The sequence below is a fragment of the Microbispora sp. ZYX-F-249 genome, from assembly GCF_039649665.1.
Classification (GTDB): domain Bacteria; phylum Actinomycetota; class Actinomycetes; order Streptosporangiales; family Streptosporangiaceae; genus Microbispora; species Microbispora maris.
Window position 1 is genome coordinate 1 of record NZ_JBDJAW010000032.1, and the last position, 23,104, is coordinate 23,104.

17 protein-coding genes are annotated in these 23,104 nt (G+C 69.8%); 11 read left to right on the forward strand and 6 right to left on the reverse strand.

Features of this window, described 5'->3' with window-relative positions; genetic code table 11:
- Positions 1-74: 74 nt before the first annotated feature.
- Positions 75-479, reverse strand: coding sequence for a restriction endonuclease (locus AAH991_RS40545; protein WP_428834049.1), 405 nt, complete (start codon positions 477-479; stop codon positions 75-77).
- Here AAH991_RS40545 and AAH991_RS29650 point away from each other — a divergent pair.
- Complete coding sequence (locus tag AAH991_RS29650) at positions 393-710, forward strand: hypothetical protein (RefSeq protein ID WP_346229217.1); 318 nt, start codon at positions 393-395, stop codon at positions 708-710. The genes AAH991_RS40545 and AAH991_RS29650 overlap by 87 nt on opposite strands.
- A 365-nt stretch (positions 711-1,075) precedes the next feature.
- On the opposite strand, the gene AAH991_RS29655 is transcribed toward AAH991_RS29650, so the two are convergent.
- Genes AAH991_RS29655 through AAH991_RS29665 form a run of 3 tightly spaced genes read right to left on the reverse strand, consistent with a single transcriptional unit; the run spans position 1,076 to position 2,514 of the window.
- The gene (locus AAH991_RS29655; RefSeq protein WP_346229218.1) at positions 1,076-1,300 is read right to left on the reverse strand and encodes a helix-turn-helix domain-containing protein; all 225 of its coding nucleotides are present in this window, start codon (positions 1,298-1,300) and stop codon (positions 1,076-1,078) included.
- Positions 1,297-2,220, reverse strand: a complete 924-nt coding sequence (locus tag AAH991_RS29660; protein ID WP_346229219.1) for a C40 family peptidase — start codon at positions 2,218-2,220, stop codon at positions 1,297-1,299. Before AAH991_RS29660 ends, AAH991_RS29655 begins: the two co-directional genes overlap by 4 nt.
- Positions 2,221-2,235: 15 nt before the next feature.
- Positions 2,236-2,514, reverse strand: a complete 279-nt coding sequence (locus AAH991_RS29665) for a helix-turn-helix domain-containing protein (RefSeq protein WP_346229220.1) — start codon at positions 2,512-2,514, stop codon at positions 2,236-2,238.
- A gap of 191 nt (positions 2,515-2,705) precedes the next feature.
- On the opposite strand from AAH991_RS29665, the gene AAH991_RS29670 reads away from it, so the two are divergent.
- From AAH991_RS29670 to AAH991_RS40550, 10 genes are all read left to right on the forward strand, one after another.
- Positions 2,706-2,996, forward strand: a complete 291-nt coding sequence (locus tag AAH991_RS29670) for a hypothetical protein (protein WP_346229221.1) — start codon at positions 2,706-2,708, stop codon at positions 2,994-2,996.
- On the forward strand, positions 2,993-3,610 hold the full coding sequence (locus AAH991_RS29675) for a DUF8175 domain-containg protein (protein ID WP_346229222.1): 618 nt from the start codon (positions 2,993-2,995) through the stop codon (positions 3,608-3,610). The genes AAH991_RS29670 and AAH991_RS29675 overlap by 4 nt, the downstream gene beginning before the upstream one ends.
- Positions 3,611-3,616: 6 nt before the next feature.
- Positions 3,617-4,768, forward strand: coding sequence for a TrbL/VirB6 family protein (locus AAH991_RS29680; protein ID WP_346229223.1), 1,152 nt, complete (start codon positions 3,617-3,619; stop codon positions 4,766-4,768).
- Positions 4,765-6,213 (forward strand): SCO6880 family protein, encoded by a 1,449-nt coding sequence (locus AAH991_RS29685; RefSeq protein WP_346229224.1) that lies wholly within the window; start codon positions 4,765-4,767, stop codon positions 6,211-6,213. Before AAH991_RS29680 ends, AAH991_RS29685 begins: the two co-directional genes overlap by 4 nt.
- Positions 6,207-7,583 (forward strand): putative type IV secretion/conjugal transfer ATPase, encoded by a 1,377-nt coding sequence (locus AAH991_RS29690; protein WP_346229225.1) that lies wholly within the window; start codon positions 6,207-6,209, stop codon positions 7,581-7,583. Before AAH991_RS29685 ends, AAH991_RS29690 begins: the two co-directional genes overlap by 7 nt.
- The gene (locus AAH991_RS29695) at positions 7,580-9,319 is read left to right on the forward strand and encodes a type IV secretory system conjugative DNA transfer family protein (protein ID WP_346229226.1); all 1,740 of its coding nucleotides are present in this window, start codon (positions 7,580-7,582) and stop codon (positions 9,317-9,319) included. The genes AAH991_RS29690 and AAH991_RS29695 overlap by 4 nt, the downstream gene beginning before the upstream one ends.
- A complete protein-coding gene (locus AAH991_RS29700) occupies positions 9,316-9,708 on the forward strand; it encodes a DUF4913 domain-containing protein (RefSeq protein WP_346229227.1) in 393 nt (130 codons plus the stop codon). The genes AAH991_RS29695 and AAH991_RS29700 overlap by 4 nt, the downstream gene beginning before the upstream one ends.
- Before the next feature lie 16 nt (positions 9,709-9,724).
- Entirely contained in the window at positions 9,725-10,126 is a 402-nt protein-coding gene (locus AAH991_RS29705) for a hypothetical protein (protein WP_328854076.1), read from the forward strand.
- A gap of 6 nt (positions 10,127-10,132) precedes the next feature.
- A complete protein-coding gene (locus AAH991_RS29710) occupies positions 10,133-11,704 on the forward strand; it encodes a hypothetical protein (protein WP_346229228.1) in 1,572 nt (523 codons plus the stop codon).
- Between the two features lie 486 nt (positions 11,705-12,190).
- Positions 12,191-12,370 carry a hypothetical protein gene (locus AAH991_RS40550; RefSeq protein ID WP_428834046.1) on the forward strand — a complete coding sequence of 60 codons (180 nt, stop codon included), beginning with the start codon at positions 12,191-12,193 and terminating at the stop codon, positions 12,368-12,370.
- Between the two features lie 260 nt (positions 12,371-12,630).
- Here AAH991_RS40550 and AAH991_RS29720 read toward each other — a convergent pair whose 3' ends face one another.
- Positions 12,631-18,765, reverse strand: coding sequence for a SpvB/TcaC N-terminal domain-containing protein (locus AAH991_RS29720; RefSeq protein ID WP_346229229.1), 6,135 nt, complete (start codon positions 18,763-18,765; stop codon positions 12,631-12,633).
- A gap of 13 nt (positions 18,766-18,778) precedes the next feature.
- On the reverse strand, positions 18,779-23,035 hold the full coding sequence (locus AAH991_RS29725) for a Tc toxin subunit A-related protein (protein WP_346229230.1): 4,257 nt from the start codon (positions 23,033-23,035) through the stop codon (positions 18,779-18,781).
- Between the last annotated feature and the right edge of the window lie 69 nt (positions 23,036-23,104).

Consider the following 23,104-nt stretch of genomic DNA (forward strand, 5'->3'; position numbering starts at 1 on the left):
TCCAGCTCCGTGGCGAGAACTTTCCTCGTTCCATGGGCCGGTAGTGGCTGTGATTGTCGGCCTACTATCCTGGCTCAATCTCCAAGCACTCCTCCGAGTCCAAGTTGACCATCGGTGGGAGGGGGTGCAGAACGGCGCCAGAGTCGTGGCCGGTCATGCAGGCCTGCTGCCGGAGCAAGAGTGAAGGACCCCGTGAGCCAGGCGGCGAGTTGAGCCCGGTCGATCAGTATCAGATCTGTGCCGGACGCACACTGGGTGGCGGGAGCAGTGAAGCGTGCAGTCGTGACAAGGACACCTCGGTGACCCGGGTAGGCGTGTAAAGCACCGAGCAGGTTGCGTACTTCGGGAGCACCGACAGAGTTGCTCCATCTCTTGCACTGGATGACGAATCTATGTCCGGAGGGAGCGACTCCGATGACGTCTACGCCTCCGTCACCGCTGCCTCCGACCCGGTGGACCTTGCGGAAGCCCTCGCGCACGAGCAGGGCCTCGACCAGGATTTCAAACTGACTGCCGGACATTCGGTCGACCTGTTCGAGACGGGCGTTCTCCCGAATCCACTCCTGCCGTCTCGCCTCGAGTGCTCGATAGCGAAGCACCAGCGCTCCGGTTACAGCAGCGACAAGCACGATCGTGACTCCAAGCGCCAGCAACCAGTTGGCGGCGATGACGTCGATAAGCCACCGGAGAGCCAGGATGACGACAGCTAAGGCAACCAACCAGAGGAACCAGCCTCCGTCGCCCCCCTTGCCCTTACCTCGTCGTCGTTTGGCTGGGGTACGTCGCGGCATGGCGAGCCTCCGGGGAGAGGAGAGGAAGTTACCCCTACTCTCTCAAAGGGGACTGACATTTCCCCGGTATCCAGCAATCTCTGTGGCCTGGGTAGCAATGGGTGATACAAGTGCCCATTGAGACCACAGACGGCCTTACAGCGATGACCGCTCTATTCCCTCAATGCCGAATCGAGCGGTTTCATCAGGTCAGGGCCATTCACGGGGGTGCGACATCGCTGGATTCCAATTACGTAAACCACCGGAGACACCCTCGCGGAAGCTCAAGTCGCGTGAAGCCGTGGCTATGTCCGCCTATTGTCGACTGGCAGCTCGACGCCGAGGAGCTTGAGCAGTTCGGCGGTTGGGACGAGGTAGGCGACGCCGACGCGGATGATGCGGCAGGGGAACTCGCCCTGCTTGGCCAGCTCGTACGCCTTGGTCCGCCCGAGCCCGAGAGCCCGCGCGGCGGTGAGCAGGTCGACCGTGGCAGGCAGTTGCTGCAGCTCGGCCAGGGTGAGGCCTTTCATTTCTTCTCCATCAAGCTTGCCGGTCGAGTGAACCCGACCACGTCAGGACGAGCGGAATAGGACGCGTAACGCACGACGTCTCCGGTGTGCGGCGCGTGGATCATCTGGCCGGGAGTGACGACGATCCCGACATGCCCAGGCCCGCCGGCTCCCGAGTGCATGAAGACCAGGTCGCCTGGCTGCTCCTGGCCGCGAGCAACAGCGGGGCCCTGGCGCCACTGGTCGGCGGCGACGCGCGGCAGCAGGATCCCGACGTACTGATAGGCGCGCATGCTCAGCCCGGAGCAGTCGAACGCGCCAGGCCCCTCAGCTCCCCACGCGTACGGCTTGCCAAGCTGCATCCGCGCGTAAGCGAGGACACGGCCGGCCACGGCACTCGGCGCCGCAGGCAGCGCGCACAGCTCCTCCCCCACGCCAGCCGAGCCCGAAGAGTAACCGCGAGCGAAGTCGAGGACCCGGCGGACGTACCAGTCGGCGTGGTTGTAGCGCCAGATGGCCCGGTACATGTCCGCCGGCGCTCCGCTCGCCTTCAGGTACTTCGCCGCCGACGGGATAGCGTCGGCCGGGTCGTAGACGTCGGTCCGCCCGTCGCCGTTCCCGTCTACGCCGTACACCGCCCAGGTCGAACCGAGGAACTGCATGGGCCCCATCGCGCCGGCGTGGTTCGCACCGTCCCGGATACCGACGCCGGTACCGCGCCCGTGGTCGCTTTCGGCCTTGCCGATACCCGCGAGCACCTGCCAAGGGATGCCGTACCTCTGCCCAGCCTGCTGATACAGCTGCAGGTAGTCCGGTGGGATGTCACCGTCCTGTCCCTGACCGCAGCCGGCGGAGCCGCTCATGGCGGTGAACGCCAGGATCAGCCCGAGCGGTATCGCGATGAGCAGTCCGGCGGCCGCCACGAGCAGCCGCACGGTCATCGAGACCGACCGGTGTCACAACTCCCGCGCAGCTCGGTCCCGAGCCTGCTGCGTCGCCAGCCGTCCGGCGCCTGGCCTGCTCTCCTCATTCCCACTGCCCCCCGCTATCGGATGGGGCTGTCGCAGCACGTCGAGGACCGCGTTCCACGAGTAGCGGTAGTCCTTGCCGGTCCGCAGCGCCGGGATCTGGCCTGCGCCGGCCATGCGGCGGACGGTCTGCGCCGACAGCCCGAGCTTGGCGGCCAGTTCTTTGGTGGTCAGCACGTCCGGGTCACGGCCAAGCGGATCGGTCATCGTCACTCCTCGTGGTCGGCGGTCACCGTTCAGTGTCCCCCACGCGACTGCGACAGCACGTCTTGTGAATACCTGAAGACGGATGCAGCCGTTTGAGACTGCTTGCGCTCTGGAATACCCACGGAGCGTGACAGTCACGCTACCGATTGCGACAATCCATCGACCCCATGTCAGCAAAGGGAGGGCAATCCATGCTGGTCAGCGCAGTTGCCGACATGCTTCAGGCGGGGCTGGTGCCGAATCCGGCACCGGTCGCACCGCCGGGCCTGGAAGGACCGATCACGACCATCCTCGGCTGGGGCAAGTGGGGCGTCATCGTCGCGGGCGTCGCCGGCCTGCTGATCTGCGGCGCGCAGATGGCGATCGGCCGCAAGAACCGCTCCTCCTTCGCCGCCGACGGCGCCTCCGGCATCCCCTGGGTGCTCGGCGGGCTCAGCCTGGCCGCGACCGCCTCCGGCATCGTGGGGATGTTTCTCCGGTGAAGGCACCCGTCCTCGTCCTGGTGCTGCTGACGGCGTGCGCCTGCGGCACATCGACAACTCCGGCTTCCCCGGCCCGCCAGGCGCGCATCACCTGGCAGGACTTCCATGGAGTACGGCTGCCGCTGTCGGATCTCGACGGCCCGCGCGTGCTCGACTACGACCGTGCCAAGGGCTTCTCCCACACCCGGGAGGGTGCGCTGCTCGCGGCGCTGCACATCGGTGTACGGGCGAACTCGCGGTGGGGCCCGACCGTGTTCGAGCCCACCATCACCGAGCAGGTGGTCGGTCCGGACGCAGGTCGTCTCCTGGAGCAGACGCGGACCACATACGAGGAGAGCAGGCAGGAAGCCGGGCTCCCCCAAGGCAGTCCACTCGGGAAGGCCTACGTGGACGAGGAGGCCTACCGCTGGGAGTCCTACGCCACCGACGCCGCCACCGTCGACATCGTCAGCGCCGGCCCGGACCCACGTGGCACCACCGTCCGAGCCACCACCCGCATCCAGGTCGTCTGGCGCGACGGCGACTGGCGCGTGGTCGCACCGCTGGACGGCGACTGGGGCAACGCTGCTACGGAGCTCAAGTCCCTCGACGGCTACACCCGCTTCGAGGAGTGACCGGTCATGCCGTGCGAGAGCCTGCTGTCTCCAAGCTGTTCGGTGACCGAGTACGTCGTCGGCAAGGTCGCCGCCGGGGCCGCCAACGGAGTCCTGGGTGAGATGGCCAAGGCCATCCAGGACGGCGTGGCGTGGGTGGTCGGCAACAGCATCTCCTGGTGGGTCAGGGTGCCCTCACCCGACCTGGCCACCGAATCAGCCGTGGACCGTTTGCGCGAGTGGACGTTGCCGATCGCGATCGCGGTCGCCGTGCTCGGCGTGCTCAGCGCGGGCGGCAAGATGGCGCTGACCCGGAAGGGCAGCCCGCTGGTCGACGTCGGCTCCGGCCTGGTCGTCATCGCGGCGACCTCGACCATCGGCGTGCTAACCGCTTCGATGCTCGTCAAAGCCGGCGACGCCTGGTCCACCTGGGTCCTCGACACCGTCTCGCACCACGACTTCGGTCGGCGCCTCACGAAAATCCTGGCTCTGACCGGCGCGGCACCCGGTGTGGTGATCGTGCTCGGGATCGTCGCCATCTTGATCGGCGTGGTGCAGGCCGTGCTCATGCTGTTCCGCGAGGCGGCCCTGGTCGTCCTCGCCGGCCTTCTCCCCCTGGCCGCCGCCGGGTCGATGACCGTGATGACCAAGCCATGGTTCCGCAAGGTGACCGGCTGGATGCTCGCCCTGATCTTCTACAAGCCCGCCGTCGCCGCCGTGTTCGCTACGACGTTCACCATGGTCGGCGAAGGCAAGGACGTGCGGACCATCCTCATGGGGTTCGCGATGATGCTCCTGTCGCTGATCGCCATGCCAGTGCTGATGAAGTTCTTCACCTGGACGACGGGCTCGCTGGCAACCGCCGGTGGAGGCGGCGGCATCCTCGGCGCGAGCGTCGCCGGAGCCGTCGCCCTCAGCTCCTTCCGCAACTCGTCTTCGTCCTCCTCCCCCACAGGCGCGAGCAGCCACGCCGATTACTTGTCATCCCAGCTCGGGGGCACACGAGTGGCAACTGGCGCCCCTTCATCGTCTGGGACGACGACCGCGGGATCGACGGCGGCAGGAGCAGGAGCCAAAGCGGCGGGACCGGCCGCCGCTGCGGCGGCGACCGCGGTGAGTGGCGTGGCATCCGGTGTGAAGACCGCGGCGAACTCCGTGCGAGAGGACCACCAGCGATGACGGACATCCGTACCTATGGAGGCTGGCGCCGGCGGCGCGGTCTCGGCCTGCTCGGCCTGGGCACGACCGGGACGTTCGTCGCGTTGGGTGCGCTCACCGCGCTGGTCCTCACCGTGTCCGTGGACCTTCGTGCCGCGCTCTATACCGGTCCGCCCGCTGCCCTGGCCGGAGCGCTGGTGCTGATCCGGGTCAGCGGCGTTCCCATCGCCCACCTCATCACGCGTCGGATCCGCTGGTCGTACGGCAAGGCCCGTGGTCACACCCGCTACCGCGCCGGAGTCGTCGTCGCGCACCCCCGCGCCTTTCAGCTCCCCGGGGTTCTGGCCGCGACTCGGCTGATGTCAGCCGAGGACGCCTTCGGTCGGCCGTACGGCATCGTGTGGGACCGCCGCGCCGGGCTGTTCACCGCGACGCTGAAGGTGTCGCCGGCCTCGACCTGGCTGGCGGAACGGTCGGACGCAGACACCTGGGTGGCCAACTGGGGTGCATGGCTGGCCTCGCTCGGGCACATGCCGGCCGTCCGCTGGGTCACGGTCACCGTCGACACCGCCCCCGAGCCCGGCTCCGCCCTCGCCGACACCGTCGGCCGCGCGCTGTCCTCCACGGCTCCCGAGGCGGCGGCCCTGCTCATGCGGCAACTGGTCAGTACGGCACCGCGTACGGCGGCCCGCGTGAACACCTACGTGAGCGTGACATTCGACCCGGCCCGCTCCCCTGCCGGACAGGGCGACATGAGCACGGCGATCGGTGAGCTCGGCCGCACCACCGAGGCGCTGGCCTCCGCACTCGGCTCGTGTGGCGTCACCGTCACCGGCCGGGCGACCGCAGCCGAGCTGGCCGGAATCGTCCGCGCCGCCTACGATCCCGCCGCCAGCGCCGACACCGCCCGCGCCGATGACCTGACGTGGGCGGACGCGGGTCCGATCGGCGCCGAAGAGCACCCCGATCACTACCGGCACGACAGCGGCATCAGCGTGAGCTGGGCCTGGCACGAGGCACCACGGCAGAACGTCCCCGCCGACGTGCTCAGCCGCCTGGTCGCTCCGGGTCCATATCCGAAGCGGGTCAGCCTGCAGTACCGCCCGTTGCCCGCCGCCGAGGCCACGCGGGTGCTTGAGGACGAGGTCAACGCCGCCGCGTTCCGCGAGCAGTACCGCCGCCGGACCGGGCGGGACGAGACCGCCCGCGACGCCTACGACCAGGCCCGCGCCCGGCAGGCCGCCGCCGAGGAGGCAACCGGGGCCGGGGTCACGCTCGTGACGCTGTACGTCACCACCACGGTCACTCACGAAGAGGACCTGGCCCAGGCCGTCGCCATCACCGAGGCCGCCGCAGAAGCCTCCCGGATCCGGCTTCGCCGGCTGTGGGGCAGCCAGTCCACCGGGTTCGCCACCACCTTGCCCTGCGGCGTCTGCCCGGCCGAGCTGAACAGGAGGTCATGGTGAAGACTCCCGCACGCGGCTGGCGAGAGCCGTACGGCGGATGCGCCGTGCACGTGGAGGCCGGCGCGGAGTTCCAGGCGACCACGGCACAGCTGTGCGGCCTGTTCCCGTTCGTGGCCGGCTCGGGCTCCCCCGCCATCGGCACACCGATCGGCCGCCACCAACTGTTCGGAGAGGTCGTCTGCCTCGACCCGCTGGCCTGGCTGCGCGCCGGGCTGGTCACCAACCCGGGCGTGTTCGTCCTCGGTCAGCCGGGGACCGGCAAGTCGACCCTGGTCAAGCGCCTCATCGTCGGGGCCATCGCGTCCGGCTCGACCGCGCTGATCCTCGGCGACACCAAGCCCGACTACACGATGCTCGTCGAGTACGTCGGCGGGCAGGTCATCCGCGTTGGTCGCGGCCTCGACCGCATCAACCCCCTCGACGCAGGCCCACTCGGCGCCGCCATACGGACCCAGCGCGGCGCCGAAGCCGAGCGTACGCGCTGGGAGCTGCGCGGACGGCGGCTCTCGCTGCTGATGGCGCTGTGCACGCTCATCCGCGAGGCGCCGGTCGGCAACGCCGAAGAGGTCATCCTCGGCCGGGCTATCGATCTGCTCGACGAACGCCTCGCCGCACTGACCGTGCCCGACGTACTCGCCGTACTCGAAGAAGGCCCCGAAGCGCTGCGATCGGCCGCGCGGACCGACCACCCGGAGCGATACCGCGAGCGGGTCAGCAACCTCGTCTTCACCCTCGAACTGCTCTGCACGGGTTCGCTCGCGGGCGTCTTCGACGGGCCTACCACCCGCCCCATCGACCTGACCGCGCCTGCGGTCTCCGTGGACATCTCCCGCGTCGGCGCGGCCGGCGACAAGCTCCTGACCGCCGCCATGCTGTGCACCTGGGCGTACGGCTTCGCCATGGTCGACGGCACCACCGGCCACTCCTATATGGCGGTGATGGACGAGCTGTGGCGGGCGCTGCGCGGGGCGCCGGGCCTGGTCGAGTACGCCGACAGCCTGACCCGGGTCAACCGTGCCAAGGGCATGGCCTCCATCATGATCACTCACTCGCTTGCCGATCTGGAGGCACTGCCCACCGAGGAGGACCGGGCAAAGGCTCGCGGCTTCATCGACCGCAGCGCCATTACCGTGCTGGCCGGGCTGCCTCCGCGTGAGCTGGCCCGCGTCAGTGAGATCACCCGGCTGACCGGGCCGGAGCAGGAGCTGGTCGCCTCCTGGTCGGCACCGGACTCCTGGCAGCCAGGAGCCCGGCACCCGGGGCGCGGCAAGTACCTCATCAAGACCGGCGACCGGCTCGGCATCCCGGTCGAGCTCGCGCTCGTCGGCGTCGAGCACGAGCTCTACGACACCGATCAGGCGGTCCGATGACGAGGGCGGTGGGACCGCGCACCGGGTTCACTCCGCACGGCGCGACCGGAGCATGGGTGGCGCTCTTCGCGGGGTGGGGCGTCGTGGCCCTCTTCGGTCTCATCTGGATTGCGGCCCACGTCGCGGCCAGTCTGTTCGGCGGGCGGGTCCGCGAGTTCGGCACCGACTTCGCGTGGCGTGTGATCGAAGGCCGTACGGCTTCCGCGTGGCCCGGCACCCCGACGCTTGGCGTTGTGGTCGTTGCCGCCGTCCTCGTCACAGCTGCGCTCGCCCTTGTCGTGGCCGGCTGGTGGTTCGTCATCGGTCGGCTGCCCGATCCGGTGGATCCGGTGGCCGCGCTCGCGGACAATCCCGGCCTCGCCACGTTGAAGCCGGAGGCGGCGGGGAAGAAGGCCCGGGAGCTGCGGCCGTCCCTGTCCGGACCGGTGCTGGCCTGCGACATCGGGCTGGCGCTCGGCGACCTGATGCGCAGCGGACCCACGCTGTACGCCTCGTGGGAGGACACGATCGTGGCCTTCATGGCCCCCAGGTCGGGCAAGACGACGTGTCTGAGCATTCCGTATGTGCTCTCGGCTCCCGGACCGGTTATCGCAACGTCGAACAAGTCCGATCTATGGGCGGCCACCGCCACCCTTCGCGCCGCCGAAGGGACGGTGTGGCTGTTCGACCCGCAGCACATCACCTATCAGCCGCAGACCTGGTGGTGGGACCCGCTGCGCGGGCTCTCGACGGTGGAGGACGCTCACCGCCTCGCCGGGCACTTCGTCCTCACCGTCGACGACGGCACCAAGCGTGACCTGTGGGGACCTGCCGCGCAGGACCTGCTGTGCGCGCTGTTCCTGGCCGCCGCGTCCTCCGGCCGCACGATGCGCGATGTCGCCAAATGGCTCGACACGCCTGCCGTACCCACGCCGGTCGAACTGCTGGAGGCCGCAGGCTTCTCCCTGCTCGCCTCGTCGCTGCGCGGCGCACAGAACGGCGCGGTCGAGACGCGCGACGGCATCTACCAGACCGCTCGTACGGCGGCCAAAGCGTTGCGCGACGAGGCGATCATCTCCTGGGTCACGCCGTCGGCCCTGCCGGTCTTCGACCCGAAGGCCTTCGCCGCCGGAACCGACACCCTCTACCTGCTGTCGAAGTCGCGCTCGGCTGCCGCGCCGCTCATCGCCGCACTCACCGACACCGCGATGCGGTCCGCCGAACGCCGGGCCGAACGCATGGGCGGCAGGCTCGACCCACCGATGGTCGTCTCCCTCGACGAGGCGGCCAACATCTGCCGGATCGCGGACCTGCCTGAGCTGTACAGCCACCTCGGCTCGCGCGGCATCGTCCCGGTGACGATCCTCCAGTCGTACGAGCAGGGCGTCACGGTGTGGGGCGAAGCCGGTATGGCCGCGATGTGGGGCGCGGCGACCCGCAAGGTCATTGGCGCGGGCGTCGACTCCCCGCGCCTGGCCCGCGACCTGGCCACGCTCGTCGGCCAGCACGACGTGCCCGTCCGTTCCGTCTCGTACGCCGACGGCCGGGCCTCGGAGCAGATCTCGCTGCGCCGACAGGACATCCTCGAACCCGCCGCCATCCGCGCGCTGCCGCCGGGGACCGCGCTGCTATTGGCCACCGGCGGACGTCCCGCCCTGATCTCACTGCTCCCCTGGTACGAGAGCCGCGACGCCGACCGGATCCAGGCCTGCCGCGACCGGCTCGAACGGCTCATCGCGGAAGGAGCGGCACGATGACCGAACCGGTCTACGAGACCGTCGAAGAATGGGTGACCGAGCGGTTCGTCCCCATGTACCGGCGGACACTCGGCGGCGAGTTCCGCTGGTGCCCCCAGTGGTGGAGGCACGCCGAGGCCATCTCCCGGCTCACGGCGCTGTGGCATGCATGGGAGGCGCTGCGCCTGGAAGCCGGCACCGGCATGGGCGTGTGGTACCGCGACCACCTTGACCACCAACTGCCCATCCTGCTTGGTGCCCGCGGCCCCTTCTACCAGTGCAGCGAGGACGAGCACCTCGAACCCCACCTGGCCAACGTCGAACCCGCCCCACCTGGCTGGTGGGGGTCTTCCACAGAATCCGTTTCGGATGGTCCGGCGGATGAGCCCGAGCTCGACAGTCATGTCTGAATCACTAGGAGGTCTCGTGTCCCTGATCGATGAGCTGTCCAAGGCGCATGCCGAGTTGGAGGCATGGCGCGACGTCGACACCGCTCTGCACGCGTTCCTGGTCGCATCGGAGGCGGCCCGGGCTATGGAGGGCGCGAGCGCCCCAGAGGAGTTTCCGGCATGGGTCTCGGCCGGAAGCGCCGCGTTCGAGGGCGCGTCGGCGCTGAGGTCGGTTCCCGCCACGGCTTACGACATGCCGTTGGTCTTCAAGGACGCCGACGACCGGTCTGCTGTCACAGAAGCCATGGCTGCCCTGGGCGGGCTCCTCCGCGAGGTGATGGCCGAGAGGGCTCTCGATCTGAAGACCCCGGACGCTCGGCTTGCCGCGCTGACCGCCTCACGTTGCGGCACCCGCATTCAGCTTTTCCTGGGCGGGTGAGCGGCCATGGCAACGGTCTTCGGCGACTTCTTGCGTGAGGCGTCCGAGCAGATGAACACCGCCGTCTATTGCGCTGAGCGCTCTATTTCCGGTGTCGCCGCCATCGCGACGATCGAGCCGGCGCGCCGGATGACGACGGTCCTGCTCCGATACTTGAACGATCTCGCGCCCGAACGCACCCCCGCGCACGAGCGGCTGTCCCACCTGTGGGACCGGGTGAACCATCCGCGCGTCCTGCTTCAGGAAGCCGACGTGATCCTGCGCGACCTCGACCGGCAACTCGCCGACCGGAATCGCAACACCGCGCATCCCGTCCCGGTCCATGTCGCCGGCGCCGCGCTCGCCCTCGGCACCGGCCATGACCTGCTGAAGACGCACTACAACCCGCGATCGGACTGGGCGAACGCGATTGAGGACATGGGCGTCCGGCACGCGGTGCTGGACACCGTGGCACGCCAGGCACAGCTCCTCGGCCGAGTCATGAAGGCGGCCCGAGCCGAAGTGCGCAGGGCGGGCCTGGACAGCGTGCGACTCGACCGGTTGGTGACCGCCCTGCAGACCGCGGGCGACATCGCCTTCCGGGTGACGCCGCCGGGAGCCACCGAGACGCTGGCCGCCGTACCCCTCAGGGCGACCCAGCCGCCCTCGGCGCTACCTACGACCGCTTCCGTCGAGCAGCTCTGCGCCGGGATCACCACGAACGCCGAGGGCATACGCACGGCCCAGCCCGAGGCGGGAGGACAGCTGTCGTCCGCGGACTGTCGACGCAACGCCACCGCCGCTGTCGTGGCCCTCCACTGCGCCTACCAGGCCGTCACAATGCTGACCCGGCGGCACACCGAACTGCATCCCGCTCGCGAACTACTTGTCCGCCGCACGCTACGCCTGTCCGCGGAAGGCCTTCACCGTGTGCTCGACCGCTGGCAGGCCGTACGGCACCGTTGGCAGCGGCTCCTGTTCGACCAGCGGCGTCCAGGCCCCGCGGATCACCTTGACCAGATGACCATCCGCATGGGCCGTCTCATCTCGACCAACCCGGAGTGGACTTTCGAGCTGCGGAACCTGCCGACGCTGAAGTCCCCCGCCGAGCTCGCGCCGACAACCGCGGACATGTCGCAGATTCTGCTTTCCATCCGGCACGCCGCAGAAGCCCTCGCCGTACTCGGCCAACGCGATTTGGCTCAGGTCACCGCCCCTGGCCAGATCGAAACAATCCACACGATGTCGAGAACCACCGCTGCCGTGAACGGCCAGGTGGGAGCCTCCGGGGTACGAACTCTTGTGAGCTCATACCGAGACGTCATCGGCTACACGAACGCGGTGCTTGCGGATCTGAATCGAGCCGCTCTCGATACGGCCACTCCTGCGGAGCGTCCGCGCGTCATGGTCGCGCTGTCCATCCTCGACCGCCGCCGAAATCCCGCCCTGGTCTCGGCACTCTTCGACGACACCGTGGTCAACAGAGCGACGGCATCGCAGTACACCTCGAACATTCCGGGCGCTCCCCTCAGCGTGGTAACGGCAGCCTCAAGATCCAATAGGGACGGCGGGCGGCAGGGAAGCAAGCCAGCGAGGTAGTGGCAGGGAGCGACGCCCGCTGCCCCTCCGGGGTCTCAGTCATCGCCGAGATGCGCATCCCAAGGGCGCACTCGCGGGCACTATAGAACTGCCAGCCGGGCGGCGCCGAAGTCAGGACGGGTCCGGCTGCCACCTGTGAGGCGGGCGTAACCCGCGGGCGGGACTGGCCTATCGGAAAGCGTTGAAGCGGTACTCCGTCATCGACATCCTCCTCGTCCACACGTCCAGTTCGCACCATCCGCCACAGAAGCAAATAACCGCTTCAGAGCGACGGTCTATGCCGCCTCATCAGGACGCCGGTCTGTCTGGCTGCCTCCAGCAACAACTGTCCTGAACCACTACGTCCTGAGGTGGCCTCCGAGAAACACCAGAGGTCACCTCGGATCAAGAGGCCTGCTGCCGTAGCATGCGCTCTCGCAATTCGATCGGATCGAAACCGCAGTCAGCGAACACCTGGCGCGCGCGATCGAGAGGCGCCTCGCTCATGTGGATCGCCTTGCCGACGAGGCCGGGAGCGGAGGAAATGTCGGCCGAGGAGAAACGGGATTCAGGGGGTGCGGCATCAACAGGCTCAAACGCCACCGCACTGTCGCCACCCGCTACGACAAACTCGCCGTCCGCTACGAAGCCACGGTCCTCATCGCCGCGATCAACGAATGGCTCTGACCGACTGTGATACAGGCCCTAGGAGCACGGCGCTGAGGATGCCTGCCAGCCCCTTCGACCGGCCGTGATCGGACGCCTCGGCGCCTCCGGCCGCTGGGCCGGGCCGGCGCGGCCGGCCCGTGCCGGCTTCTTCCCGCGCGCTCTGCCCATGTTGCTGGTTCCTCCACGATTGATCATCGAGACCAGAGTAGGCACAGGCCTGAGCCCGCAGCAGCGGTTTGCGGGTATTCACCAGGCGCGCCCGCGACGGCGGCGCCCCGTCACGGAGGGAGCTGGACCTCCTCGTCCTTTTTGCGAAGCACAGAGTCGGACACGGCCGGCCGGGTGTCCAGCGGCGCGTCATCCACCTGGATTCTCGTCATCAGCCGGCGTCCCTCCACGCTGTCGTAGTCCACGTACGTCTTCGTCCCGATCTTCAGCCGGAACACGGTGTCAGCGGTCCGCTCCTCCAGCGCCGCGCCCGTGGCCGGCGCCTCGACCCACACTCCGCGCCCGCCGAAGAACCGTCCCACGGCCGTCAGGGTGGGCTTCGACGTTCCGATATTGCAGCCGATGAAGGAGATCGTCGTCTGGTCCGTGCTCTTCTGCTGCAACGTGCGCAGGTCCAAGCGGAGGTCGGGTGACCGCGCGGCGGCCGCCAGGCTCTGCGGACTCTGCCAGGCATGCTCCTTGCCAGAGTTCAGCGGGAACCAGACCCGGCTCTCCACCGTGCGTCCCTGCCTGTTGGTGAGTTCGAGACCGTGGGTGATGATCACCACCCGGCCGATCGTGTCGTCGGGCCCCAGTTGCCCGGCCAGCTTGGCGACCGCGCCGGGCAGGTCGTCCACCACGATGATGGCCGCGTCGGAGAGGTGGCGCTCCGCATACGACGTCGACAGCTGGGCGATGGTCTCCGCGACCCGGCGTTCCTTCTTGCTGTCGTTGCGCTGCAGGGCGGAGGGCGAGAGCAGGATGGTGAAGTTCTTCTCCTCCAGCCCGATCAGGTCGGTGAATTTGATCGGGTTCGCGCGCACGTACAGATACGGGTTCGAGGCGTCGGGCGTCACGAGGGCGAGCGGGTCGGCGCTGATCCACCGGCCGAGGCGGGGACAGTAGTAGCGCGCCCCGAAATAGTAGAGGCCGGTCTCCTCGTCGAATTCCTTGCCCGCGTAGCGGTAGGTGTCGCCCGCGCCCAGGCTGGTCTCCCCGTACGGGGCGAACTCCTCCTGGCCGGTCGGCCTGCCGTCCTCGCCGGTGGTCACGTTGGTGCTACCCAGATGGTCGCCGTGGTGGAAGGTGATCGACGCATGGCCGGCGGTCGTGGTGACCACGGCGATCCGCCGGCCGGCGTCGACCACGTGGGCGACCGTCCTGTCGGTGCGCTCTTCGAAGACGCCGTCGAGGTATCTGGTCTCGCGTGCCTCGGCGACTTTTCGCACCCGCAGGCCGGCGCTGTCGTAGGCGTAGCTTGTCTGTCCCGCACCCACCATGCGGTCGGCGTGGTCCCAGTCCAGCCGCAGCGTGCCCATCCGGGTCATGTTGCCGCCGGCATCGTGGTCGAACGCGGTGGCGTCCCGCGTGAGCAACAGGTTCGTGCCCGGCCTGTAGGTGTGGACACTGGTCCAGGGCGGATCCAGGCTCGACTCGGCGACGATGTTGGAGACCCGGTCGTAGTCGTAGTGCCGCCGGTAGGAGGCGCCCTCGGCGGAGGTGAGCCGGTAGAGCGCGTCGTAGCTGTGCTCCCTGGTGTTGTTCACGTGTCCCGGGCCGGTCGGCACGTGGTCGATGATGCCGATGACGTTGCCGATCGGGTCGTAGGCGTACTCCAGGTCCTGGATCGTGCCGCCCAGGGCGTCGCGGGTGGTCAGCCGCAGCAGGCGACAGGTGAGCGGTTCGTAGGCGTAGCCGGTGACGACGCCGTTGCCGTAGCGGATCACGGTGCGCTCGCCGCGGGCGTTGTAGTCGACGCCGGCGACGCACACGCGATCGCCGAGGGTAATCCGTTCGAGCAGGCCGGCCTCGTTGTAGGCGTAGCGGGCCACCGAGCCGTCCGGGTAGGCCAGTTCGGTAAGGTTGCCCATAGCGTCGTAGCCTGTGCCGACCGGGTAGCCGGGGCCGGGTTCGAGCAGGTCTTCCTGGCCGCTGTCTGGCCAGTGCGCCGGCAACAGGGCGGCGGGGAGCATCCGCCGGTTCTTCCTGGCAGGCTCGCCATTGAGGTCATAGCTCTCGACGGTGATCTGGCCGGCGCCATCGTAGCTGCGCACCAGCCTGCCGAGCTGGTTGGCCCGGCGCGCCTGCTCGGCGGTGACGCCATCGAGTCGGTCGTAGAGGTGCCACTCGCGCAGCGTGAACGGGCGGCTGGCGCCGTCCCGCGCCCTGACCTGGACCGGTCGGCCGAGCACGTCGTACGAGGTGATCGTCCGCGCTCCCTTGGAGTCCCCGGACTCGGCCACGGAGCCGGCGGCGTCCAGAACCACGATCCGCGTCCCCGCGTCCAGGTGCCGGGTGCGCACCCGGCGGCCGAGCAGGTCGTAGCCATAGCTCAGCACCTGCCTGCCGTACGGGTCGGTGACCGTCAGGAGCCGGTCCAGCGGGTCGTAGGCGTACCGGGTGGGCTGGCCGTCCTCGATCGACTCGGTCAGGCGTCCCCAGACGTCGGCAATCTCGACCTTGGGTGTGTCCAAGTGATCGCCGATCTTGAGGGCGGCCACCTCCGCGTTCGTCCGCTCGACCAGCCTGCCGTCGGCCTCGTAGCGCCGGGCCCCGGTGTCGTTCTCGTCGTGCCTTTCGGTCCGCCACGGGCCGTCGATGACCACCCGGCGGAACGAGCCGTCCGGATTCACCTGGACGGTTGGCCGCCCCAGCGGGTCGTATCCCAGCACGGTCGGCACGCCGGCACCGGTGACCGGCTCGTAGGCGGACGTCGTGCTGAAGAACGGCTCGTACCGCTCCACGAGCCAGCCCTTGTCGTTGTACACCTGCCGCCCGCTCACCGCCCACCGCGCCGGCCCGCCCGGCGCCGCCGGTTCCGCCGTGACCTTGCGCTGCAACGACCGGCCCATGCCGTCGTAGTACTCCAGGCTCCGCACCAGCCGGTCGCCGCCGTGCTCGGCGCGCTGCCACACCGCGGCCGCGATCGGCGAGCCGTCGCGGTCGAAGGCGTGCAGGTCGTAGGCGTACCGGGTGGTGGGCCGGCCCAGCGTGTCCCCCTCCCACCGGCCGCCGGTGAGCGGCTTGCCCTTGACCGCCGTCGCCGTGAGCAGGCCGAGCGGGTCGAACGCGTACTCCGTCAGGTTCCCGTTCGCGTCGCGCACGAGCCGCGGCGCGAGCGCCTGGAGGTCGATCGACTCCACCGAGACCGCGTGACCGGCGGCATCGGTGACCCGGACGGGGAACAGGTGGTGGTCCTCGTCGTAGTCGATCGTCGTCTCGTTGCCCATCGCGTCCAGCACGCCGACGATCAGGCCGAACCGCCGGTCCCAGCGGTTGCGCACGGTACGCGCCCACCAGCCGTCGGCCTCGCGCGCGTAGCCGAGCCCGGCCAGGTCCGCGAGCGCTTCCGGCGGGCGCGGGTGGCCGCCCGACGCCGGGTCGGGGTAGAGCGCCGCGATCGAGGCGTCGGTCAGCACCAGCGATTCAGTACGGGTCAGATTGCCCCGCTCCACCTCGCCGACCGGCAGTCCGACGTAGTCAACTCCGTCGTAGTGGTGCCTCGTGCGGCCCAGCACCTCGGCGTCCACCGTGCAGAACGCCGTCCAGTCCGGCTCCCGCCCGCCGTCCAGATAGTCCCGCAGGATCGCGCGGTCCGCGGCCGACGGCAGACGGATCAGCGTCTCGGCCGGGCGGTCCTTGACGTGGCCGCCCGGCGAATCGGCGTAGGCGGTGTCGGTGACGACGACCAGCGGGTCCGCGGCGTCGCCCACCCTGATCTGGCGTGTCACGTTGCCGTGATCGTCGTGCTCGAAGATCAGGCGGGTCACCCTGGCGGTGTCGGAGCGCTCGGTCTGGCGGGTCACGCTCTCGCCCTGCACCGGGACGTGCACATCTGGCGCGACCGTCCGCACCTGATAGCGGTGCTCGGTGATCACATAGGGACGGTCGGGGGCGCCGAGCTCGGCCAGCTCTGTCCGCAGCACCGCGCCCCACAGCGCGCGCGCCTCGGCCGGCCGCCCGGAGCCGCGGCCGACGTGGTACCAGGTCCTGGTCATCGTGGGCGGCGAGAAGTGGCGTCCGGCCTCGCGCGGGACCCCGTCCGCTGCCGCTTGCGGGCCGGGTCTCGGGTGCTCCTCGAACGTCTCGCTGTCGGTCTGGTCGACCCGCGCGAACCCGCGGAACTCGCGCTCGCGCCCGTCCCAGTGGCCGTCGCGGTAGCGGTAGGCGATCGTCCGCCTCCCGCCAGACAGCCGGTCCACCGTCTTTACGCGCGCCACGACCTGCACGGGGAACGGCAGCCGCGTCGCCCACGCCCACCCCGCTGCCAGGTCCGCGCAGAAGTACGCTGTGGACGGCGCGTACTCGATCCTGGTCGTGGCCCCCACATGGCCGTCGACCACGTTCAGCAGGTACGGCTTGGTCCCCTCAGTGAAATCCAGATACCGGTAGCCGCCGCCCTGCCGATCCGCGGTCCAGAGCAACCCGGCGGTGCCGGTCCCCTTCATGTCCGCGGTCCTGATCACGTCGATGTCACGCACGGCCGGCGTCCCGCGGACCACCTGGCGCTCGCTCCACCCGTTGCCGCTCTGGTTGATCCAGTAGCGCACCTCGTCGAAGCCGACGTAGATGAGGTCGGCGTAGCCGTCGCCGTCGATGTCGGCCAGGAACAGGCGCGCGGGGTCGTAGTCGCGCGGCAGTTCGGGAGACCCCCGCATGGTGATGCGCCGGCCCCATCGTCCGTAACCGAGGTTGGGCCAGTACTCGACGCGCCGGTCGTGGATGGTGACGAGGTCCTGGAGGTCTCCGCTCATGGCCGCCAGCCGCACGCGCCGGTCCGGGGCAGAGAGCACGACGTCGGTGAAGTCCGGCAGCGGGCCGCGGGCGACGTGGGTCACCTCCTCGGCCCAGCCGTCGGCGCCCCGGTTGTAGGCGACAACCATGTGGTGGCCGCCGGTGTCCAGGGCGTCCACCCGGCCGTCGCCGTCCATGTCGACGAGCGCCACTGCGGGGTCGGTCAGGTCGATGGCCGGGGCGCGGCGGGGGCGGACCATCGTCGCCCAGCGGGCCTCGAACTCCGTGGGGAAGTAACCGTTGAGCGGGCCCTTGGTGACGAGCAGGTCGGCCGAGCCGGTCCCGTCCATGTCGGCGAACCGGACGCCGTCGTCGGCCAGCGTGATTCCCGCTGGGGCGTCGGTCATCGGGCGCGGCCGGGCGAACCGGCATTCGCCGAGGTTGCGCCAGTAGCGCACGCCCTCGGCGGAGGTGTGCACCACGTCGGGCAGCCCGCCGCCGTGCAGATCGACCAGTTCGTACTCCTCATGGTCGAGAGCCCGGTCCGGCCCGTCCCCGCCGTCCGCGCTGAACGTCTCGAAGCTGGCGTGTCCCGGCCGGAAGGCGGTGTAACCGAACGTCAGCGGCGGCATGGACCGGGTCAGCACCCGGCCCCGCGAGTCCGTCCGGTGACCGGTCATCGTGATCCCGGCCAGCAGTGAGACCAGGTTGAGCGGCATGTCGTCCGTCACATACCGCAGGCGGTAGGAGCGGATCAGAACGTCGTCTGCCTTGATCAGGATCTGCTCGCAGCGCCGCGTCGTCCTGATCTCGAATCCGCTGCGATAGGTGGAGAACGGGTCGGGGCGCTCGCCGTACTCGAACTCGACGGAGTAGCGCGCGTAGCGGATCGCGACCAGGTAGAGCTGGTTGTCCTCGCGCCGGTAGGCGTAGCCGACGTGGTTGCCGTTGGGATCGCGGGTCTCGCTCAGCAGCCACGCGAACACCTCGTCCGGGCGGTCGCCGTTGCGGATCCGGCAGGTGTCGTCGGTGCCGTACAGGCTGGTCAGGCCGTTCCTGGCGGTCACCTCCCAGTGATCGCCGATCTGGAGGATCCGGGCGAACAGCCCGTCGACGCGCGGCCGGTAGCGGCGGCCCCGCGGCTCGTCGCCCACGTGGACCAGGGTCTCCGCACCCGACAGCAGGTACTCGTCGGTACCGCGGTAGCGCGGGATGCCCTTGGCCGTCCGCAGGCTGATCGCCGCGGTGTTCAGGCTCCAGCCCAAGCCGAAGGGGCCGTTCGGCTCGCCCGTGCCGTACGTCAGGGCGAGCCTCGGCTGGAAGCCGCCGCGGCCGGCGGGGAAGGTGATCGGGACGCTGAAGCGTCCCGTGCCCTTCTGCGCGTCGGCTTGGAAGGTCTCGCCGATTCCCCGGACGGCGCCGCCCCCTCGGGGCAGCGGAAGCACCTGCTCGGCCACACCGGATCCGGCCACGCCCGCTCTCCTCTCAGCTGAACGTGTGGCGCAGCGATGCGTCGTAGCTGAAGGCGAGCGTCACGTTGCGCAGTGGGCCCGTCTCCAGCAGGTACTGGCCGGGAACGGGCTGGGCGTCCAGGAACAAGCCGGGGTAGTCGGCCGGCAGGATCGGCTTGCCGCTGAGCTTGGCCCCGCCGTTCTTCAACCGGATCATCCACCACCCGAACGGGCGGAGGTCGCCGAGCGCCGTGCGTTGCTCGGTCACCGCGCCCCCGGCGTCGCGCCGGTGGGTGAACGCGCCGAACGGCAGGGGGCCGTGGCCGGCCGGGGCAGGAGAGCCCGCCAGCTGCGACTTATAGTCCGCGTCGGCCAGATAGGCGACCTGCTCGCCGTACGGCGCGAACTCGAGCTCCACCGGGGCTGTCACGGCGGCGGTGTGCGCGAAGTCCACGGTCAGCCGGCGCAGCCCGGTCAGGTCGAGAGCGGGCGGGAAGTCCTCCGTCCCGACCTCGAACCGCAGCTCGTACGGCCGCTCGTCCCCCCCGAACACCGGATTGTGGAAGTGGTACCAGGCGTCCGGCTGACGGTGGCGCAGGCTCACCAGGGTCGTCTCCGCCGTGCTGCCCATGCCAGCCACGACCTGCCGCCGGTAGCCAGCGTCGGCCAGCGCGGTGTATCTGATGGTCAGGAACACATCGGAGAGCGTGTCGAAGTCGAACGTCCGCGACAGCTCCAACGTCCACGCCGTGTCCACCCCGCCGCCCTCGAACGGGAGCAGCATCGGATCATCCAGCCGCAGCTCGAACAGCCCAGTGCCGCTCACGGGCACGCTCACGGAGATCGACTCGGGGAACCGGTGGACGGTTCGCGGCTCGGTGAACGGCGGGCCGGTCATCACCCGCGAGACGCCCGTGTTGGACAGAGTAGCCCTGATCCCCTCGACCGGTGAGGTGAGCGCGGCCACCGTCAAGCTCACGCTCTTGACCAGCCGCAGGTAATGGCCAGGGAAATCACGGTCGAACCAGGCCATCGGCGTCGCGAATGTGATCACACCGTCGCGGCGCAGGCTCTCGAACTCGATCGGGGCCGAGCGGGCCAGTGAGATGGTCTTGGTCAGCTCCTGCCTGCGCTGTTCGGTGGTCAGCCGGTGCTGGTCGAGCCGGGTGATGTCGCCGAGCAGCCGCTCCGCCGACAGCAGGTCGCGCTTCCCCCTGTTGCCGTAGAACGGAGCGATGATCGTGATGGACTCCTGGCGCTCGAACTCCAGCGCCCGCTGCGCCATCCTGGCCAGCGCCGTCGCGTGGTCCAGGTGCTGCCGGTAGGAGCCGGCCAGCACCCGCGCCATCCAGTCGTACAGCTCGCGGCCGGTGAACTTCTCGTTGAGGAAGTTCAGCCCCTGCGTCGCGAACTGCTCCTCAAGCCGGCCGATCCGGTACTGCTGGTCGGCCACGCCCAGGTTGTCGCCGGCGACGAGGATGCCTTCGGCGGCCAGTCTGTGGTCGTACTCCGCCTGGCGGCGAGCCTGCCGCCACTCCTGCTCGCGCCGCTCGTAGGCGGCCACAGTGCCGTACTCGGTGGCGATCGCCGCGTCGGAGGCGGCGCGTTGAGAGAAGGGTGAGGAGGCGTTCAGCGAGAGCCAGTCCGCCCAGGCAAATGCGGCGGCCGTGTCGTAACCCGAGGTGGCGGAGTGCTCGTAGTAGACCTGCCGCTGCTCGAAGAGGTTCCACCCGGCGTTCAGCAGCGCTGCGTAGTAAAACTGCTGGTCGGCCGCCTTATCGCGTTGGCGTACGGCCAGCTCCCGCTCGCGGACGGCGGTCTGGAGCTGGAGGGCGCGCAGGCGCAGGGCCGCCTGCGCCGCCTGGAGATCCTGCTTGGCCTTGAGCATGGTGTAGCGTGCCTCGTCGCCCCGCTCGAAGGAAGCGAGCAACTGGGCCTGGAGCTGCTGGGCGACCGACACGTAATAGCGGGCCCGCTCGATGAGATGGCTGAAGCGGTACAACGGCGGCGGCGCGGTCGGCAGGACGTCCTCCGACAGCTCTCTGCGGACACCGGCGATGTTCCGGCCGGTGCGGATCTTGTCCAGGTTGCTCAGGGCTCGCCAGCGCAGCGCGCTCGCCGCGGGATTCGGCGGAACGCAGAACCCGAAGCCGAGCCGGCGCGCCGCCGCGACGGCCAGCTCGGCCGCGCCGGACACCCGCGCGATCGGCGCGGCCGACTCGGCCCGCGCCTGGGAGAGCGTACGGGACGGACGGGCGCGAGCCAGGATCCGCCGCGACACCGCCAGGACGTCGGCGTAGGCGCTCTCGAACGGCACGTCACGGTGGAGCGCGTCGCGTAAGTCGTCGAAGTCGGGCGGTTCTGGCACGACGCCGTCGGCGCGCAGCCCGGCGAGCACCGGCCGCAGCCGCCGCAGCTCCGGCGCGGCGAACGCGGCCAGGATCTCCGACTCCAGCGCCCGCCAGGCGCGCTCGCGGGCGTCCTCGGGCGGCAGCTCGCCCGCCGCCAGCACGTCGCCAGCCAGTTCGTACAGCTCCCTGGCCCGGCTGACCGACTCGCCGGTGTCCTGCGCGAACTCCGCGTCGGCCCAGGCCAGCAGGTTCTCCACGTACTGGTACACCGCGTGTCGTAGGTACGCGCCGTCGCGCGTGGCCGCCACCGCAAAGGGCGAGAACGGGTCACGCAACCACTCCTCCGTGCGCCGAGACTCGTCGCCCGGCTCGGTCAGGCCAACCCAGACCAGCCTCGGCACGTTCCGCCCCGGGACCGACGCGAACGCGCCCGCGTACGGGTAGAACACGGTGTGCAGCCAGGCGGCGGCGTCCTCGTGCCAGCCCGCCTCGGCCAGCGCCCGCGCGCCGGCGAGCGGCAGCCAGAAGTACCACTCGTCCAGCACGGCGCGCACCGGCTCGGCCACCGCCGTGTACTGCGCGGCCTGGAAGCTTCTGAAGTCCTCCAGCGCGAACCCCTGAGGTTGGTCAAGCGGGTGGTCGAGCAGGAAACGCGCGGGCGGGCCCGCGAGCAGCGGCGCCGTCGCGTCCCGATAGGCGTGCGCGGCCGCGCGGACCGACTCCGAGGTAACGGCCGCTGTGCTCACCGTGCTGAGGAACTCGCCGAACGGCCCGCCGGCGGACGGCCGCAGGCCGGGCAGCAGGAAGCTCTCGGGGTACAGGAACACGCTCTGTGCCGCGTGCCACTGCTCGTAACCGCGCAGCCAGCGCGAGCGCTCAGCGAAGTCGTCGCCGAGCATGTTGGTGAGCAGCGGATTCTCCCTGCCGAGCTGGAAGGCCATGAGGAAGGACTGCAGCGACTCGATCGCGTCCCGGACGCGGGTCGTGCTCACGCATGGATCGGCCGACAGATCGATGTGCAGGAAGTCGCCCAGTTGGTCGGCGTCGGCGACCGGAAGGGTCGGGTCGGGGTGGGCCTCAAGATGGCGCAGCGCGTACCTGATCAGGTTCGCGCGGACCGCGGGAAACAGGAAGCCCCTGACCCTCCTCACCGCCGCCGAGGCCCGCTCGGCGGCCTCGCGGAAGCCGGCCGCCCGCTCGGGGTCCGCCGGGTCGAGCCCGTACGTCGCCAGCGCGGCGACCTGCCGTTCCAGCCAGTCCACGGCGGCGAGGCCGGGCCGCCAGTTCCGGTTCACGATGCCGAGACCAGCCTTGAACTCGGGTTCGGTCAGGTGCAGCGGGCCGAGCAGCGCGCCGAGCGGGGCGAGGTCGGCGGGCGAGTCGCCGGGCAGTGGGTACGCCTTGGTGATCGCCTTGTCCAGGTCGGCGCGGGAGATCCCCAACTCGGCCAGGTAGGCGTCCAGCAGGTCGGAGAGCACGTGCGGGAACGGGTACAGCCACCGACCGCGCTGATCGGCGGTGTCGAAGAAGCCATAGATCGTGGCGCGGTCGTACCCGGGGAACGGCGGCCTGGTCACCAGCCTCTCCAGCACCTCGACCGCAATCTCCACCTGTGGCACGACGGCGTCGGGGCACCCGATGACCAGATCGCCGAAGGGGCGCGCGAACCGCTGCTCGATTTCCTCCAGGCTATGGAAGCCGACCGTGTCGGTGAATGCGTCCAGAAGCAGGTCGAGCAGATCGGACAGGTAGGCGGCGGGGCCCGTGGCCGACTCGCAGCCGTCACATGCCTCGTGACCAGGCGCGTCCTCCGCGCCGGCCGGGAACCACGCGCTGCCCCTGTTGACCGGGGCCCGCCCCAGCGCCGCCTCCACCCGCGCGGCCACGCCAGCGGGATCCGAGTCTTCCGGACCGGCTTCGTCCAGTGTCCTGCGGCTCATCTGCGGCTCCGATCGGCCATACGTGAGTTCCCCCACGCTAACCCAGAAACCGCGAATCGCCCCGTGAAC

Coding starts and splice junctions, on each gene's coding strand:
- AAH991_RS29685 (WP_346229224.1), top strand. CDS start 4,765: ATGACGGACATCCGTACCTATGGAGGCTGGCGCCGGCGGCGCGGTCTC.
- AAH991_RS29670 (WP_346229221.1), top strand. CDS start 2,706: ATGCTGGTCAGCGCAGTTGCCGACATGCTTCAGGCGGGGCTGGTGCCG.
- AAH991_RS29700 (WP_346229227.1), top strand. CDS start 9,316: ATGACCGAACCGGTCTACGAGACCGTCGAAGAATGGGTGACCGAGCGG.
- AAH991_RS29690 (WP_346229225.1), top strand. CDS start 6,207: ATGGTGAAGACTCCCGCACGCGGCTGGCGAGAGCCGTACGGCGGATGC.
- AAH991_RS29660 (WP_346229219.1), bottom strand. CDS start 2,220: ATGACCGTGCGGCTGCTCGTGGCGGCCGCCGGACTGCTCATCGCGATA.
- AAH991_RS29655 (WP_346229218.1), bottom strand. CDS start 1,300: ATGAAAGGCCTCACCCTGGCCGAGCTGCAGCAACTGCCTGCCACGGTC.
- AAH991_RS29695 (WP_346229226.1), top strand. CDS start 7,580: ATGACGAGGGCGGTGGGACCGCGCACCGGGTTCACTCCGCACGGCGCG.
- AAH991_RS29725 (WP_346229230.1), bottom strand. CDS start 23,035: ATGAGCCGCAGGACACTGGACGAAGCCGGTCCGGAAGACTCGGATCCC.
- AAH991_RS29665 (WP_346229220.1), bottom strand. CDS start 2,514: ATGACCGATCCGCTTGGCCGTGACCCGGACGTGCTGACCACCAAAGAA.
- AAH991_RS29710 (WP_346229228.1), top strand. CDS start 10,133: ATGGCAACGGTCTTCGGCGACTTCTTGCGTGAGGCGTCCGAGCAGATG.
- AAH991_RS29680 (WP_346229223.1), top strand. CDS start 3,617: ATGCCGTGCGAGAGCCTGCTGTCTCCAAGCTGTTCGGTGACCGAGTAC.
- AAH991_RS29650 (WP_346229217.1), top strand. CDS start 393: ATGTCCGGAGGGAGCGACTCCGATGACGTCTACGCCTCCGTCACCGCT.